Annotated in this window: 14 protein-coding genes and 1 pseudogene; 8 read left to right on the top strand and 7 right to left on the bottom strand. The window is 71.8% G+C overall.

The genetic code is table 11. The features are described 5' to 3' along the window. A pseudogene (locus tag BLT76_RS26150) lies at positions 1-1196 on the top strand (hypothetical protein); the annotation flags it as partial. 18 nt (positions 1197-1214) lie between these two features. Here the strand turns inward: BLT76_RS26150 and BLT76_RS10265 are convergent. Beyond that, positions 1215-2084: a phosphotransferase family protein gene (locus BLT76_RS10265; RefSeq protein ID WP_090854807.1), complete on the bottom strand. Its 870-nt coding sequence runs from the start codon at positions 2082-2084 to the stop codon at positions 1215-1217. A gap of 41 nt (positions 2085-2125) precedes the next feature. On the opposite strand from BLT76_RS10265, the gene BLT76_RS10260 reads away from it, so the two are divergent. After that, positions 2126-2722: a hypothetical protein gene (locus tag BLT76_RS10260; RefSeq protein ID WP_090854804.1), complete on the top strand. Its 597-nt coding sequence runs from the start codon at positions 2126-2128 to the stop codon at positions 2720-2722. Next, positions 2719-3573, top strand: a complete 855-nt coding sequence (locus tag BLT76_RS10255) for a class I SAM-dependent methyltransferase (RefSeq protein WP_170867014.1) — start codon at positions 2719-2721, stop codon at positions 3571-3573. Before BLT76_RS10260 ends, BLT76_RS10255 begins: the two co-directional genes overlap by 4 nt. Here BLT76_RS10255 and BLT76_RS10250 read toward each other — a convergent pair. From BLT76_RS10250 to BLT76_RS10240, 3 genes are read right to left on the bottom strand one after another with little or no spacing between them, the layout of a single operon-like run. Next, entirely contained in the window at positions 3514-4677 is a 1164-nt protein-coding gene (locus BLT76_RS10250; RefSeq protein ID WP_139175476.1) for a hypothetical protein, read from the bottom strand. The genes BLT76_RS10255 and BLT76_RS10250 overlap by 60 nt on opposite strands. Then, positions 4674-5834, bottom strand: a complete 1161-nt coding sequence (locus tag BLT76_RS10245) for an acyltransferase family protein (RefSeq protein ID WP_090854798.1) — start codon at positions 5832-5834, stop codon at positions 4674-4676. Before BLT76_RS10245 ends, BLT76_RS10250 begins: the two co-directional genes overlap by 4 nt. 15 nt (positions 5835-5849) lie before the next feature. Then, on the bottom strand, positions 5850-6965 hold the full coding sequence (locus tag BLT76_RS10240) for a PorA family protein (RefSeq protein ID WP_170867013.1): 1116 nt from the start codon (positions 6963-6965) through the stop codon (positions 5850-5852). Here BLT76_RS10240 and BLT76_RS10235 point away from each other — a divergent pair. Continuing rightward, positions 6955-8127 (top strand): acyltransferase family protein, encoded by a 1173-nt coding sequence (locus BLT76_RS10235; protein ID WP_170867012.1) that lies wholly within the window; start codon positions 6955-6957, stop codon positions 8125-8127. The two genes, BLT76_RS10240 and BLT76_RS10235, sit on opposite strands and share 11 nt — an antisense overlap. Before the next feature lie 13 nt (positions 8128-8140). Here BLT76_RS10235 and BLT76_RS10230 read toward each other — a convergent pair whose 3' ends face one another. Beyond that, positions 8141-8989 (bottom strand): 2OG-Fe(II) oxygenase, encoded by an 849-nt coding sequence (locus BLT76_RS10230; RefSeq protein ID WP_090854794.1) that lies wholly within the window; start codon positions 8987-8989, stop codon positions 8141-8143. Between the two features lie 118 nt (positions 8990-9107). Here BLT76_RS10230 and BLT76_RS10225 point away from each other — a divergent pair, with 118 nt between their 5' ends. Genes BLT76_RS10225 through BLT76_RS10215 form a run of 3 tightly spaced genes read left to right on the top strand, consistent with a single transcriptional unit; the run spans position 9108 to position 13815 of the window. Continuing rightward, positions 9108-10640: a bifunctional glycosyltransferase/class I SAM-dependent methyltransferase gene (locus BLT76_RS10225; protein WP_090854791.1), complete on the top strand. Its 1533-nt coding sequence runs from the start codon at positions 9108-9110 to the stop codon at positions 10638-10640. Beyond that, on the top strand, positions 10637-12685 hold the full coding sequence (locus BLT76_RS10220) for a hypothetical protein (protein ID WP_090854790.1): 2049 nt from the start codon (positions 10637-10639) through the stop codon (positions 12683-12685). Before BLT76_RS10225 ends, BLT76_RS10220 begins: the two co-directional genes overlap by 4 nt. 11 nt (positions 12686-12696) lie before the next feature. After that, positions 12697-13815 (top strand): glycosyltransferase family 4 protein, encoded by a 1119-nt coding sequence (locus BLT76_RS10215; protein ID WP_090855605.1) that lies wholly within the window; start codon positions 12697-12699, stop codon positions 13813-13815. On the opposite strand, the gene BLT76_RS25685 is transcribed toward BLT76_RS10215, so the two are convergent. Both BLT76_RS25685 and BLT76_RS10210 read right to left on the bottom strand, forming a co-directional pair. Beyond that, entirely contained in the window at positions 13793-13942 is a 150-nt protein-coding gene (locus tag BLT76_RS25685) for a hypothetical protein (RefSeq protein WP_170867011.1), read from the bottom strand. The genes BLT76_RS10215 and BLT76_RS25685 overlap by 23 nt on opposite strands. Before the next feature lie 48 nt (positions 13943-13990). Further along, positions 13991-15715, bottom strand: coding sequence for an MmpA family trehalose lipid delivery protein (locus BLT76_RS10210; RefSeq protein ID WP_170867010.1), 1725 nt, complete (start codon positions 15713-15715; stop codon positions 13991-13993). Between the two features lie 25 nt (positions 15716-15740). On the opposite strand from BLT76_RS10210, the gene BLT76_RS10205 reads away from it, so the two are divergent. Next, a complete protein-coding gene (locus tag BLT76_RS10205; RefSeq protein WP_170867009.1) occupies positions 15741-16451 on the top strand; it encodes a class I SAM-dependent methyltransferase in 711 nt (236 codons plus the stop codon). The last annotated feature ends 5 nt before the right edge of the window (positions 16452-16456 follow it).

Here is a 16456-nt window from a genome sequence, read left to right as displayed (position 1 = left end):
ACGACGCCGACAGCGACGACGACGGGATCGAGGACGGCGCCGAGACCGACGCCGGCACCGACCCCAACAGCGCCGACACCGACGACGACGGCCTCGACGACGTCGAGGAGGGGCCGCTCGGCACCGACCCGACCGACGCCGACACCGATGACGACGGACTGAAGGACGGTCAGGAGACGACCGGCTCCGAGAACGACGCCTACGCCAACGAGCCCACCGACCCGGTGGACGCGGACAGCGACGACGACGGGCTCACCGACGGCCAGGAGACCTCGGGCTCCGAGAACGAGGCGGGCGGCTTCGAGCCGACCGACCCGAACACGGCCGACAGCGACGGCGACCAGGTCGGCGACGGCACGGAGGTCGTCGGGGGCACCGATCCCAACGACCCGACCGACCCGACCGACCCGGGCGACCCGAGCGGTCCCGGCACGCCGGGCGACACCGACGGCGACGGTCTGAGCGACCTCGAGGAGGTCGCGGGCACCGCCAACACCCAGTACGGCAACCAGCCGACCGATCCGAACGACGCCGACAGCGACGACGACGGCGTCCCGGACGGCCAGGAGATCGTCGATGGGACCGACCCCAACAACCCCGACACCGACGGGGACGACGCCGGTGACGGTCAGGAGGGGACGATCGGCATCGACCCGACCAGGGCCGACACCGACGGCGACGGCCTCGCCGACGGTGAGGAGCTGAGCGGCTCGCGCAACACCCGCTACGGCTCGAAGCCCACCGACCCCAAGCGCCGCGACACCGACGGCGACGGGTTCACCGACGGCGTCGAGGTGCTGGGCAGGATCCGGGTGCGCGACCGGGTCAAGTCCTGCACCGGGCGGACCCGGACCATCGGTCGGGTGTTCACCAACCCGCGCAGCACCGACACCGACCGCGACGGGCTGCGCGACCGTCAGGAGGTCCGCGGCTGGCGGATCAAGCAGAAGGTCGTGGTCAGCAAGGCCGGCCGGAAGGTGACGATCGGCGTGGTCCGGACCAACCCGGCGGTGCGCGACACCGACCGCGACCGGCTGACGGACCGCGAGGAGATCAGGGGCAGCCGGAACCGGAAGTTCGGCCGCGCCAAGACGGACCCGGGTCGGTGCGACACCGACCGGGGCGGCGTGTCCGACGGCCGCGAGGTACGACGGGGCACCGACCCGGCCGACTGGGGCCTGGGCCGCCCCCAGTGACCACCGGGGCGTGGGACGTCAGACCCCTCCGTCCCACGCCCCGGCCTCGCCGGTCGCGCTGATCACCCGCACCAGACGGTCGGCCCTGGCAGCGACCGGGTTCGCCTCCGGGCGCGCCGCCAGGTCGACCAGCGCCCAGAGGTCGGCGGCCCGGGCGAGGGCGAGCGCATCGGCCGGGTCGACGTCGCGGCGCTCGCCGTACTTCTGGAGGACGGCGGTGGTGAGGACCGGGTCGCGCTCGAACCGCAGCAGGTTGCCGAGGTCGGTGAACGGGTGGCCGGCATGGGCGAACTCCCAGTCGACCAGCCCGGTGATCTCGAGCGTGTCCGGGTCGACGAGCAGGTTCTTCGGGTTCAGGTCGGCGTGCACGAGCACCCGCCGCGAGACCGTGTCGAGCAGGTCCTGCGCGTCCTCCGCCACGGCGCCCAGCTCGGGACGCACCGTCGCGACCAGCTCGGGCAGGCCGTCGGGCAGCCCCCACTCCCCGATCCGCAGGTCGCCGTCGACGAACGGGCCGTCGCTCAGTTGCGGCATCCCGCCCAGGTCGGCGACCAGGCTCCCGAGCCGACGCCCCAGCAGCCGACGGCCCGCCTCGTCCAGGTCCGGCAGCAGCAGGTCGCCCCGGACCCCGGGCAGGTACGACGTCACCAGCAGCGCCGGCATCCCGCTCGCCGGGTCGGCCCGGCGCAGCTCGAGCACCTCGGGCACCGGCAGCAGGCCGCGCACCAGCCGCAGCAGCGCCGCGTCGACCTCGGCGGCGGCCGGACCGCGGTGGCCGTCCTCGGCGTACACGCGGACGACGGAGCGCTCCCCCGCGACCTCGGCCAGGAAGGTCTGGCCCGACCAGCCGCCCGGGAGCGGCTCCAGCGACGCAGCGGCGAGGTCCACGACGCGATGCTGTCACGACCCCCGGGGGCTACCGTCGTCCCATGCACCCGATCGTCGGCGCCGCGCTCCTCCCGTGGCGCGTCGGCCACGCCTTCACCCTGACCACGCTCCAGCTCGGCCGGCTCGCCGCCGCCGACGGCCCACTGCGCCGACCCGGCGGGTACGCCGAGCAGCTCGGCCGACTGCTGGACCGGCTGCTCGCCGACGATGGTGCGCTCGAGCGGCTGCTCGCCGAGGGCGGCGCGCTCGACCGGCTGCTGGCCGAGGGCGGGGCGCTGGACCAGCTCGTTCAGCGCGAGGGCGCGCTGGACCGCCTGCTCGCCCCGGGCGGCGCGCTGGACCGGCTGACCACCCCGGGCGGCGTCCTCGACCGGGTCCTCGAGCCCGGCGGGCTGGCCGACCGGGCGCTCACCGAGGACGGCTTCGTCGAGAAGCTGGTCTCCGAAGGCGGCACGCTCGAGCAGCTGATCGGCCTGGGCGAGACCCTGGAGGCGATCCGGCCCCAGCTCGCCGAGCTGGCCGCGTTGATCCCCTCGCTCGGCGAGTCCGCGGACGCCCTCGGCCGGGTGGTCGGCCCGCTGGGCGACCTGGCCGGGCGGATCCCGCTGAGCCGCCGCAAGGTGGGGGCCGGCGCGTGAGCGCCACGCTCGGCGACGCCGGCGCGCCCGACTCCCGCCATCACCCCGACCTGCCGCCGTTCCGCGCCGAGCGGCGCAGCGTCGGCGAGGACGAGTCACGGCGGGCCAACGGGCCGGACTGGGACCGCTACGCCGACGAGTACCAGGCCACCCACGGCGCCTTCCTCGGGGACGCCGGCTTCGTCTGGGGCCCCGAGGGTCTCACCGAGGCCGAGGCCGGGGTGCTCGGCCCGGTCGCGGGCCGCGACGTCCTCGAGGTCGGCTCCGGCGCCGGGCAGTGCTCGCGCTGGATCCGGACGCAGGGCGGCCGGTCGATCGGGCTGGACCTCTCCCACCGCCAGCTCCAGCACGGCCGCCGCCTCGACGACTCGACCGGCGTGAGCGTGCCGGCCGTGCTCGGGACCGCCACCGCGCTGCCCTTCGCGGACGGCTCCTTCGACGTCGTCTTCTCGTCCTTCGGTGCGCTGCAGTTCGTGCGCGACCTCGACGTGGCGGTCGCCGAGGCGGCCCGGGTGCTGCGCCCGGGTGGCCGCTTCGCCTTCTCGATCACCCACCCGACCCGGTGGATGTTCCCCGACGACCCCACCGAGGACGGCCTGGTCGCGAGCCAGTCCTACTGGGACCGGACGCCGTACGTCGAAGTCGACGACGCCACCGGCGACGTCACGTACGTCGAGCACCACCGCACCCTGGGCGACTGGGTGGAGGTGCTGGCCGGCTCCGGCTTCCGGATCAGCCGGCTGCTGGAGCCGGAGTGGCCCGCCGGCCACGACCGGGTGTGGGGCGGCTGGTCAGCCGTCCGCGGGCGGCTGACCCCCGGGACGGCGATCGTCGCTGCCGACCTCGGCTGACGCGAACCCGCGCCGCTGCGTGGCCCAGGTCGCGAAGGCACGCTCGGCCGATCCCAGGAGCCACCCTGTGCCCGCACTAAGGAGCGCTGTCGCGATCAGGACGGCGGTCGCGGCCACGACGACGGGCTGGGGACCGGAGTGCCGCGAGACCGTGACGGCTACGAACGGCGCCCAGGCGACCACTGCGAACCACGACGCCCCGACAACGCCGAGGCCGGGTCGGTGCAGCAGCTGGACGACCAACATTCGCCGGTCGGTCGCCCGGTCGGCGACCACGAGCACCACGGCGGTGGTGAGCGCTGCGATCGGGAGCAGTGCCTCGAAGACCAGCTCGACCGGGACGAGAGAGGGGACGAGAAGAGCACCGGCGAGCACCAGGACGGCGCCGCCCAGGACCGCACTCGCCCGGGAGGCCTCGAGGCTGACCCGCGATGCCACCACCGCCGCGGCCATGCCGAGCAGGAAGGCGTCGGCGCGCTCCACGGTGCCGAGCGCCACCACGACCCAGCCGGAGTCCTGCAACCTGCCGACCCGCTCCGCAGCGGCACCGAGCGCGGCGAGCGTGGCGAGCGTGGCGAGCAGGCGCGGCCAGCGGCCGAGCACGACCACCGCCACGATCGCCAGCACGGTGAGCTGCACGACGATGCTCGTCATCCACAGGGTGGCGAGATCGCGGCGGACCCCGACAGCCGCCAGGTTGGACCGCTGCCACCAGTTGTAGGTGAACGAGAGGGCGCGCCCGATGCCGCCGTAGGTCGCGTCGGAGGACGATCTCTCCGTGTCGTCGACGATCGAGACGGCCACCGCGGCGACACTCACGAGTGCCGTCGTGGCGACCAGCGGCACCAGCGACCACCCGGCGACCTGCAAAGCCCGCAGCGGCGAGGTCGTCCGGGCCACCAGCAGACTGCGGGTCAGCAGGAAACCCCAGGCCCCGAGCAGCACGGCGATCGCCAGGTTGCCCGAGGCGAGCGGGCCGTCGAGGGGCGAGATCACCGTGAGGTCGCGGCCCGGGACGGCCAGCGGCACCTGAGACAAGGCCAGGACGATGCTCGCGCAGCCGAGCAGGGCGAGCGCCGTCCGGTGGCCGGCCACGCGGCTCACATCGCCACCCGCTCGGCACCGGCGGGCGCGGGAGCTGTGCCGTCGGCGCGGACCCGGAAGAACGGCCGCTCAGCGAGCAGCCGTCGTACCGGGCGCTCGACGAAGATCTCCATCACCACGACGATCGGGACCACGATCAGGAGCGCCAGCATCGCCCGGGCGTACCAGAACCAGTCCTGGGCCTGGGTGCCGACGAACCAGAAGACCGGGAAGTGCCAGACGTAGATCGAGTAGCTGGCCCGACCCAGGACGGTGAGGGGCGCAGCCGTGAGGGCGCGGATCGCCCCGGTGCCGGGGTGCAGGACGATCAGCCCGACGAGAGCTCCTGAGACGACCAGCACCGCGAGACCCCACCACCGGAGGAAGGCCAGCTCGCCCGACTCCCCGGCGGTCAGGATCAATGCCACCAGCGCGACCAGACTGACGACGAGGGCCGCCGGCACCCAGCGCAGCCCCCGCGTGACACGCGGCAGCACCAGGGCGAGAAGCACGCCCAGGAGCAGGCCGTCCCACCGGGTCAGGACGCGCAGCGAGACCGGCCACCAGCCGATCTCCGGGACAAGCACGAATCGGAGGACCACCGCGGAGACGATGCCCGCGGCCAGCAGGAGCACCGACAGAGCACGCCGCCGGATCAGCAGCGCCAGGAAGAGCGGCAGCACGACGTAGACCTGTTGCTGAACACTGAGATACCAGAGGTGACCGAGGTCGCCACGGGCGTCGAGCGCGTGGTCCTGGAGGTAGACGTTCCATGTGTAGGTCAGCACGTGCAAGAACGAATCCCGGGTCTGCTCGGCCGACCTGGTGGGCTCCGGGCCGACCTGGTCGACGAGGAGCAGCGCCGTGCAGAGGAGCACCAATTGTGGACCGAGACGCAACAGGCGGCGCAGGTAGAACCGGAGCGGGTCACACACGCCGGCCTCAAGCTCGCGCACGAGCCCGCGGGTCACGACGTATCCACCGACGATGAAGAACACCGTCACAGTCCCGCCCAGGAAGAACCCGCGCAGGTAGGGCACGTCCAGGACCGCTGTCGCGGGCCAGAGGTAGACCGTGCCGTGTCCGAGGACGACGAGCAGGATCGTGATGCCCCGTAAACCGTCGAGGGCGGCTACCCGGGTCGCCCCGTGGGGCGCCCGAGCAGCCGCCTCTGACATCGCAGCAGCGTACCTCTAGGCCTTGGTGAGCTCGGACTGGCGAGCTCGGGTCTTCGGGGCAGGAGTCTGGTTGCGGCCGAGGATCAGCAGCGCCAGACCGATCAGCAGGAGCGGGATGCCGACGATGTAGGCGATCAGCGGGACGGTCGACGTCGCCAGCTTCAGCAGGTCGGCGTCACCACCGATGTCGTCGACGTTCTCCTTCACCTGGGCGTCGGTGAACGAGATGTTCAGGGTCAGGAACGGCTCGTCGTTCGCCGTCCGGACCTGCTCGCTCACCTGGTCGACGATCTGACCGGTACGCGGCTCGATCCACAGATCGGTGGTCTCCTGGTAGGTGCCCTCGAGACCCTCCGCGATCGTGATCGGCGCCGGCTCGGTCTCCACGTGGAACACGTAGGTCTCGAGTCCGTCGACCTTCTCGGTCTTGGTGTACTCCGCGGTCGCGGTGCCCGGGCCGATGAAGTAGGTGTAGTCCTTCTTCTCGGTGTCGAAGGGGAACTTGTTCACCTGTCCCTCGTGCTCCTCGGCGTCCGCCGGGAGGTACTTGGGGTCGTTCACCGCCTCACCGGTGGTCCGATCCGTGGCGAAGTCGTCGAAGCTCGCGCTGAGCAGGCGGTTCAACGGGTCGTCGGCCGAGACGCAGTCCCCGACGTCGTTGGTGTCCTTGACCAGGCAGGTCGACGTCTTGAAGACGACCACGTCGTCGTCGGATTTCTCAGAGTCCGCCTTCGTCGTGCTGGTGGCCTTCACCGCGAAGGGCGAGATGCCCTGGGCGGTGTACTGGATGGCATCTCCAGAGAGACGGGTCACGGAGTCCACGTCGAGCGGCGTCTTCTTCAGCTGCCCGGCGGCCCAGGTCTGGGCGAGGATCGCAACAATCACAAGAAAAGCGCCGAGGAACGCACAGACGGCACCGATGGTTTTACGCACGAAGACCCCTCCCAAAGCACGTGCAAAATGTCGGCTGACAGTAGCAGGGGTCACACTCTGCTGGTACGCATTGCGCAACTTGTTGTTCACATGTCGGGGATGGTGTCCGCGGCCGGGACCTACAGTGCTCCCCATGACCATCGCGGTACCGGCCCAATCGACCCGGCGGATATCGCTGTTCGACGGCTTGCGCGGCATCGCCGTCGTCCTCGTGGTGCTCTCGCACCTCTGGCGCATCTCCCCCTGGATGCTCCAGCGGATGTTCGACGCGCGGGACGGCACGGGCTCGACGGGCTCGCAGTTCCTCGGCTACCTCTTCAGCGCTGGCAACTACGCCGTGTCGATCTTCTTCGTCATCGGGGCCTTCCTCGCGACGCGCGCAATGCTGCGCCAGCTCGCCGCCCCAACCGGTCTCCTCCCTGGGGTCACGCTCGTCCGACGGTTCACCCGGCTCAGCGGACAGCTGTACTTCCTGCTGCTCGCCTTCGTCGTGTGGACCGCCATCGAGAAGCCCGTCGACGACGGGCGCTCGACGACGGGCTCCGTGATCAGTGCGGCGACATACACGTGGAACTTCTACATCCACGATCAGATGGAGGCCGCCAGAGGCGACCTCGGCCACCTCTGGTACCTATCGGTCGACTTCCAGATGTTCCTCGTCGTGCTGCTGCTGGTCTGGCTGCTGCGGCGACGCCCCCAGTGGCTCGTGATCGCGCTCGGTGCCCTGTGGGTGGCGCTCCTGTTCTGGCGCGCCCAGACCTACGACTTCGACCCCTTCTGGGCACTGCTTCGCACCGGCGCCCGGGGGGACGCCCCCGTCGCGGGGGCACTTGCCGCCGCGGCGATGCCCTACCTCCGGTCGCACGCGCACTGGGGACGCCCAGCCCTGCTCGTCGGGCTCGGCTCGCTCGTCCCTCTCCTCTTCTGGACCGAGGGGTCGGAGGCCTACTTCGGGCTGCCAGGCGTGAGCCTGGACGTCGCGCTCGTGCTCGTGGTCGTGGGCGCCACCCTGGCGACTCCACCACGGTGGGTCATCGCGCTCGTCGGGTCACGCCCACTGGCCTTCCTCGGCCGCCACTCCCTGAGCCTCTACCTCTGGCACCTGCCGATGATCTTCCTGGTCTCCCGGCACACAGAAGACTGGCGGGAGCCGGTCCGCGTGGCCCTCGCCCTGTTCCTGACGCTCGTCTGCGTCCTGGTCAGCGAGTTGCTGGTCGAGCGCCGGGTGCAACGCTTCCTCGACTCCCCGCGCTGGCGCGAGACCGACCAGGGACTGCTCCGCTTCGCCGTCCGGACACTCGATCGGAGGCTGTCCCCGTCGGAAGACGCCCAGAAGCCGGAGTCCGACCGGTCCCGCTGAACGGGACCGACCCTCAGCGCTTGCGGCGCAGCCTGTCGACGCGCGCGAGCGCCTTCTGGACCCGCTCGTCGGAGATGCCCAGCCGTCGCTTCGCCCGGTCGTAGAGGTCCAGCGCGGTCCGGTCCGCAGCGATGGCTGCCTTGCGGGCGACGCTCTCCTCGGGACGGGCCTGGTAGTTGGTCGAACGCCGGACGGCGTTCTCCTCCTCGGTGAAGTAGTAGAGCGCCATCGACCGGCGGGCCACGTCGGGCGGGCAGGTGAGGCCGTCGGGGTGGCCGTGGAAGGTGTCGACGTCGGTGGTGAACACCAGCATCCGGTTGCCGGCGGGAGTGACCCGGGCCTGGCAGGACGTCATGTCCTTGTCCCAGAGCTCCAGCTTGCCGCCCCACTCGTCGCGCCACTCCTCGTTGAGGTAGAGCAGGATGTTGACCCGCCGCGCCCAGTTCTCGTGGTCATGGTGCGTGGTGAAGTCGGCGTGCACGTTGAGGTGACCGCCGCGCAGGGTCTGGTGCAGGCCGCCGCCGTCCATCGACCAGTCCGGCATCAGGTTCTCGATGCCGGTGAGCTTCTCCAGGAACGCCACGAACTCCGGCGAGCAGAACTCCTTCGCCACGTCGTGCAGGGTCGGGCCCCACACGTCGGGCTGGGTGTGGGAGTACTTCGTCTCGTTGACGTGGATGTAGCCCTTCCAGAACGGGTCCTCGATCCCGGGGAACTCACCCATGGCCTTGTCGAAGGCGGCCGGGGTGAGGACGTCGTCGAGAACGATGTGCGGGAAGGGCGCCGCCGACTGGTAGGCGGCGGCCTGGGAGTCGATGTTCGCCCCGAGCCGGGCGAAGTCGATCAGCGTCAGGTCAGGCATGTGTCGATGATGCCACCGAAAACGGACAGGTGACGAAACTTCCGAGTAACATCCGGGAAGGCACCTACGAGGGACTCCGCTGTGGCCGCGACCGGCTCGGCGGGGTGAGGGAGAACAGATGCTGCACGATGCTCGCGCCGTCGAGACGGCCAACCCGGGGACCTCCGGGCCCAACACCGTCGTCGTCACCGACACGCCGTCCGACGTCGAGCGCCCACGCCTGCGCGTCGGGGTGCTCGTCGTGGCCTACAACGCAGCGACCACCTTGGCCCAGACACTCTCGCGCCTGCCCGCGTCGTTCGTCGAGACCGTCGACCACGTGCTCGTGTCCGACGACGCCAGCTCCGACGACACCTACCAGGTCGGCCTGCAGTTCAAGAGCGGCTCGACGCTTCCGATGACCGTCGTCCGTCACGAGCGCAACCTCGGCTACGGCGGCAACCAGAAGACCGGCTACGCCTGGGCGATCGAGCACGAGCTGGACGTCGTGGTGCTGCTGCACGGCGACGGCCAGTACGCCCCGGAGTGCATCGGCGACCTGGTCGCCCCGCTCGCCCGCGGCGAGGCCGACGCGGTCTTCGGCTCGCGGATGATGAAGCGCGGCGACGCCCGGGCCGGTGGCATGCCGATGTACAAGTACCTCGGCAACCGAGTGCTGACCCGGATGCAGAACAAGCTCGCCGGCCTCGACCTGACCGAGTGGCACAGCGGCTACCGGGCCTATCGCGTCGACGCCCTCGCCGACCTCGACCTCGCGTCGTACACCGACGACTTCGACTTCGACACCCAGATCATCCTGGGGCTGCACGCCCAGGGGAAGAAGATCGCCGAGGTGCCGATCCCCACCTACTACGGTGACGAGATCTGCTACGTGAACGGCATGAAGTACGCCAAGGACGTCACGATCGACGTGGTGAAGTTCCGCCTCGGCGAGATGGGCTTCGGTGAGACCCCCTCGACCGGCCCGGACACCGAGGCCTACGAGCTGAAGCCGAGCGAGCACTCCTCGCACGGCGTCCTGCTGCGCTGGCTGCGCACCGTCGCGCCCGCGCGGGTGCTCGACGTCGGCTGCTCCGACGGTCAGTTCGCCGGGCTCGTCGGCCGGATGGGTCACCGGGTGACGGGCGTCGACCTGGTCAAGCACGTCGGCATCGCCGACCGGGTCGACCAGTTCGTCGAGGCCGACCTCAACGCGGGACTGCCCGCGGACGCCGGTCGCGACTACCGCGTCGTCGTCGCCGGCGACGTCCTCGAGCACGTCATCGACCCGGCCGCGCTGCTGCTCGACATCGCCGACCGGCTGGCGCCCGACGGCGAGGTGTTCGTCTCCGTCCCGAACTTCGCCCACTGGTACCCCCGCGCCCGGGTGGTCGCCGGACGCTTCGACTACGACCAGCGTGGCCTGCTCGACCACGGCCATGTCCGGTTCTTCACCCGACGCAGCTTCGAGCGTCTCGTGCAGCAGTGCGGCCTGCGCATCGTCGAGGCCGAGACGGTGGGTTCGCCGTTCGACGTCCTGGAGCGCGGAGCGGGTGGGGAGAGTCGGCTCGCGCGGATCGCCGGTAGGGTCGCGGTCGCCGACCGGGCCGCGACCCGGACCTGGCCGACCCTGTTCGGCTACCAGTTCCTCTACCGCCTGGAGCGCGCTTGAGCGACCGTCGTCCCGACGGCCCCCGCAGCACCGACGAATCCCGCCGTCGCGCCGTCGCGACCGGGCTCGGTCTCCTGGTCGGCGCGGTCGCCTACGGCCTGACCCTGGTCGACTACAGCACCCGGTTCGGGCGTACGGCGAACTCACTCGGCTACGCCTCGGGGTTCTTCGACGCCCAGGGCCGCGCCTTCCTCGACGGCCACCTCGACGTCCCTCCGGGCACGCTCGGGATCGAAGGCTTCCTCGAGGGCGGTCGCGAATACATGTACTTCGGGCCGTGGCCGGCGATTCTGCGGCTGCCGATCCTCCAGACCACGACGGAGTACGACGGCCGCCTGACCGTGGCGTCGATGGCGCTGGCCTTCGTGCTGCTGGCCGTCATGGTCACCAAGCTGACCTGGCTGGTCCGCGACCTGATGCGCCCGGACGAGCCCGTCGCCCGCTTCGAGGCGGCCTCGATGGGCGTCTTCATCGCGCTGGCGACCGGAGGCACCAGCCTCACCTACGTGGCGGCCCTCCCCTGGACCTACCACGAGGTCTACGCCTGGGCGGTGCCGCTCGCGCTCGGCGCGATGTACTGGATGCTGCGCGTGTTGCGCTCTCCCGATCCGTCCGCGATCGCCTGGCTCCTGGTCTTCGACGTCGCGACGGTGCTGACCCGCACGACCGGCGGTTGGGCGGTCTGCCTGGCCACGGTCGGCGTCGGCGCGTGGCTGCTCACCGGTCGGGTCCATCCCGAGCGCCGACGCGCAGGCGCGGCGGTGGTCGCCGGCGGCGTGCTGATGCTCTTCGTCGGCATCGTGCTCAATTGGGTCAAGTTCCGCCACCCCTACCTGTTCCCGCTCGAGGACCAGGTCTGGACCCAGCTCAACGAGCACCGGCGCCAGGCGCTGGACGCGAACGGCGGCACCATCACCGGACCGCAGTTCTTCCCGACGGCGTTCATGGCCTACTTCCGGCTCGACGGCGTCCGGATCGTCGACTACTTCCCGTTCGTCACGCTGCCGGCGCACCCCGCGCCGTCGTACGCCGGGGCCTTCATCGACCAGAGCTACCGGACCGGCAGCGTAACGGCGTTCATGCCCTGGCTCCTCGTGCTGACCATCATCGCGGTCGTCGTGCTCTTCCGGCCCGGTGTCGACGCGGCGCGCCGGTGGCTGCGCGTTCCGCTCGTCACCGGCGTGCTCATCACCGGCGGCGTGATGGCCTACGGGTACTTCGCGCACCGCTACACCGCCGAGTTCGTGCCGGCCCTGATCATGGGTGGAGCCGTCGGCACCTGTGCGTTGACCCGCTGGCTGCAGCAGCGTCGGACCGCGATCGCCCGGGCCGGGCTCGTCCTGGCCGGCCTGCTGACCGCGTGGTCGGTCGCCGCCTCGATGCTGGTCGGCTACTCCGCAGCCGCGTTCACCGGTGGTGGACCCCACCTGGCCCGCTACCTCGACGTGCAGCACCGACTCTCCCCCGGGGCCCAGGCCGACCTCGTGACCTTCTCCGACGATCTCCCGTCGGGCGGGGACACCGACGACCTGTGGATCCGAGGCGACTGCGAGGCCCTCTACCTCAACACCGGCGACACCTACGACACGTGGCAGCTGGTCGAGCGCCGGAGTCTCGTCATCGACCTCCGGGTCGCCGAGAGCGGGGAGGCCGGGCGGGTGCAGGTCGCCCGGGCCCTCACCGACTTCCCGAAGTCGGTGTGGCTCCAGCTCGACGGACGCGGCCGCGCGCGGGTGCAGCTGGTGAACGAGACCGGGACCTTCTCCGGCGGGTGGTTCGACCTGGTCGCCCCCCGGGAGATCCGGATCGGCGTCCGTGACCTGGCCGAGCTCGGGTACGCCGAGGTCAGCTCCAACCCGGGCGGGTACGTCGGGTTGATGCGCACCTTCGAGTGGGGCGACGACTGGATCTCGTCCCCGACCGAACTGGAGTTCGTCCAGCCCCCGGCCGGCGAGCTCGCGGCACTGGGCGTCGAGATGAGCACCGGGTTCGGGCTGGCGCCTCCGTTGTGCACGCGTATCGCCGCGACCGCGCGCGGTCGCTGAGGGCCGGGGACATGCGGGTCGTCTTCCTGACGTGGCGGGACTCGACGCACCCCGACGGCGGCGGCTCGGAGGTCTTCGTCGAGGAGGTCGCCCGCGAGCTGCACCGTCGCGGTCACGAGGTGACGATCCGGTGCGCACGCTCCGACGGCGCGACTGCCGAGGCGGACCTGGACGGCGTCCGTCTGCTCCGTGCCGGCGGACGGCTCACCGTCTACCCGCGGGCGCTCGGCTGGCTGGTCCGACACCGGCGTCGGGTCGACGTGGTGGTCGACGTCATCAACGGCCTCCCCTTCGGTGCGCCGCTGGTGCGCCGGCGCGGCGTGGTGGGACTGATCCACCACGTCCACCGACGCCAGTGGCAGATCATCTACCCCGACGTGCGGGGCCGATTCGGGTGGTTCGTCGAGCGTCGACTCACGCCCGCGCTGTACCGGCGTACCCCGATCCTGACGGTCTCCGACGCGAGCCGCGACGACCTGGTCGCGATCGGGTTCGACCGGGCGCTGCTGACCGTCGCCCGCAACGGCGTCGGTGGCTCGCCCGTCGATGCCGGCCGATCACCCAGCCCGAGGATCTCGGTGCTGGCACGGCTGGTGCCGCACAAGCAGGTCGAACATGCGTTCGCCGTCGTCGAGCGGCTGCTGGCCGACTATCCCGACCTGCACCTCGACGTCATCGGTGACGGTTGGTGGCGTCCGGAACTGGAGGCGGCCCTCGCCCGCCACGGGGTGGCCGATCACGTCACCCTGCACGGGCACCTGCCCGCAAGCACGCGCGATCGGCTGCTCGCGCAGTCGTGGCTGATGCTGCTGCCCTCGGTCAAGGAGGGCTGGGGCCTCGCGGTGATGGAGGCGGCGGTCCAGGGCACGCCGACCGTGGCCTACCGGGAGGCGGGCGGCGTCGCCGAGGCCGTGGCGGACGGGCTGACGGGCGAGCTCGCCGACGATCTCGATGATCTCGTGGCGCGCACGGGCGCCCTGTTGAACGACCACGACCGCCGGCGGGCGATGGGCACGCGGGCGGTCGAGAGATCAGCGACGTTCACCTGGCAGGCGACCGCTGACGTGGTGGAGGAGGTCCTGCGAGGGACCACGTCCCACGATCAGGTCAGGACTGGTCGCCGTAGTTGATGATCTCGGTCTGGGCCGGGTTGCTGTCGGGAGGGCTGGTCTGCACCTGGACAGCGCCGAAAGTGACAGCAGCAGCGGTGGCGCCACCGATGAGCGCCGGCGCGAGCAGCTTGACGAAGATCAGCACGTTGGTTCTCCCTCTTCCAGTACTGAGAAGACCATAGCAGCCACAGGCCTAGCGCGGAGGCTTCCGGGCACGCCGCGCCGAAACGGCGACGGCGGCCGTTCCGCTGAGCAGGACGAGGAGGGCCAGCGAGTCCGCCGCGAGCACGACGGCCCTGGCCAGGGAGGTGGACGCTGGACCGGGCTCCGCTCCGGGAACGCGGAACAGAAGCAGGTCGTCGTCGACGTAGACCTCCTCGAGACCCGCGAGGTCGAGGTCCGGCGTCGCCGGGTCGTCGCGGTAGACCAGCGCCCAGCCGACCCCCTCGGCCGCCAGGGCAGGTGCCACCGGGCCGGCCGCGAGCGCCACCCCGATCCGGTGCGACCGGGCGCTCTCGCCCCGCACGACCTTGTCCCCCACGACGAGGTCGTCGGAGACCACCACCCCACGGTCGAACCACCGCACGGCCGGGTCCGACGAGACCTGGCCGTGCCCCCAGGCGAAGCGCCGGTAGGACCGCCACGGAAGCGTGGCCACGTCGCCGTCGCCCTCGGCGTCCATCCGCTCGGCCACGGCGTCGAGGCCGGACGGGTACGTGACCGGGTCGACGGTGGGCCAGGTCTCCCCGGCCCCGTCCGGGAGAAGCATCAGGGGCGCCACGACCGCCAGCGTCGCCACCCCAAGGACCACCTCGGGCCCACGAGCAGCAACCGCCCGGACCGCACGGTGGGCAGTGGCCCCGGCTGCGACCGCCACCAGCACGACGTACGGCGCCAGGAACTTCTGCGCGTCACGAAGCAGGCCTGCGCCGGGGGCGTGCTCCACCAGGATCTCCATCAGCGACTCGCCGCTCGGCAGGCTCGAGGCGAGTGCCACGGCGAGGCCCCCCGCGGCCAGGCCGGCCAACCGACGCAGCTCGAGCACGTCCCGTAGCAGTCGGCGGCCGAGCAGCAGGGCGACCAGGGCTGCGACGGCGGCCAGGGGGCCCCAGACCAGGTCGCGGCTGGCGGGCACGCTGCCGGCGTCCCAGATCCCACCGCCACCGACCAGCGCGACCACGGTCCCGAGCAGGCCCGGCGGGCCCTCCGCCCCAGCGGCGAAGAGGGCGACGCCGGCGGGATCGGAGGTACCACCGCCTCCCGTTCCGACGAGCGACGGCACCACCCACGGCAGCTGCAGGAGCACGCACACGGCGACCAGCCAGCCGGTCCGGCGAGCACGCCCGGTCCCGGCCACCAGGACCGCTGCACACCCGAGCAGCCCCCCGGTCGGTGTCAACGACGCAACGGCCAACCAGCAGACGGCGCCGCCCAGGTCGCGGGCGCGACCGTCCTCGCGGAAGCGCCGGGCCGCGACGAGCAGCCACGGCAGGGCGGCATAGCCCAGGAGCAGGGCCCACTGACCGAGCGAGGTCCGCTCCACGACGTACGGGTTCCAGACGGCGGCGCCCCCGGCGACCAGCCGCCCCACGGTGCCGAGTCCGCGCACCAGCCGGTGCGTGCCCCAGCCCGCCAGCGCCAGGCCCAGGGGGAGGACGATCCGCGCCAGCACTCCCCCGTCGACCACAGCGGTGAGCAGCGAGACCACGGCGTCCAACGGGACCGCACGGGGCGCCGACTCCCCCAACCCGATGCTGGCGTCGGTCCACGGCTGGTGTGGGACGAAGACCAGGTCGCGGGCGAGCGGGTGCCCCGCACCAGCCAGGAGGGGCCAGCAGAGCAGCACCGCGAGCACGGCCGGCCACACGTCGAGGACGACGGGGCGCCAGGGGAGGGACGTCCGCGGTGTGTCGGTCATCAACGCCCCTCCCTATGCTGCGCGGGTGCAGCCTAGAGGTCTCTCCGTCACCGAGGCGTACGCCGTCGCCGACCGGTTGCCCGGGTGGCTGACCGAGGACCAGGCGCGGTGCCTGTACGACGCCGCGGCCGCCGTACCTCCCGGCTCGACCGTGGTCGAGATCGGCAGCCACCACGGGCGCTCGGCCGTGATGCTGGCCGCCGCGCTGCCCCCCGCAGCCCGGCTGGTGGCGGTCGACCCGTTCCCGGACGACTGGCGCTACGGCGCCGCCGGCACGGAGGCCGCGTTCCGGGCCAACCTCGCGGGAGCCGTTCTCGCCGACGTCGTCGACCTCCGGGTGGCGACGAGCGCCGAGGTCCGCGCCGGCTGGCACGGCGCGCTCCACCTCGTCTACGTCGACGGCAAGCACGACTACTGGACCTGCCGGGACGACCTGCGCTGGTCCGAGCACGTCGTCGCGGGCGGCACCGTCCTGGTGCACGACGCGTTCTCCTCCTTGGGCGTGACCACGGCGCTGGTGCGCGAGCTCGCGACCAGCGGCACGTTGCGCTACTGCGGACGGGTCGGCTCGCTCGCCCGACTGGAAGTGGCCCGGCCGCGTCTCACCGACCGGCTGCGCGTGCTGAAGGAGCTGCCCTGGTGGGGTCGCAACCTCCTCGTCAAGGTGCTCCTGAGGCTGCGTCTCGCGGCCCTGGCCCGCGCGCTGGGCCACCACGACCAAGCGGACCCGTACTGACAGGC

Source organism: Nocardioides lianchengensis (genome assembly GCF_900101465.1).
GTDB lineage: Bacteria > Actinomycetota > Actinomycetes > Propionibacteriales > Nocardioidaceae > Nocardioides > Nocardioides lianchengensis.
The sequence above is the reverse complement of the archived record's forward strand: the minus strand, read 5'-3'. Positions and strand labels throughout refer to the sequence as shown.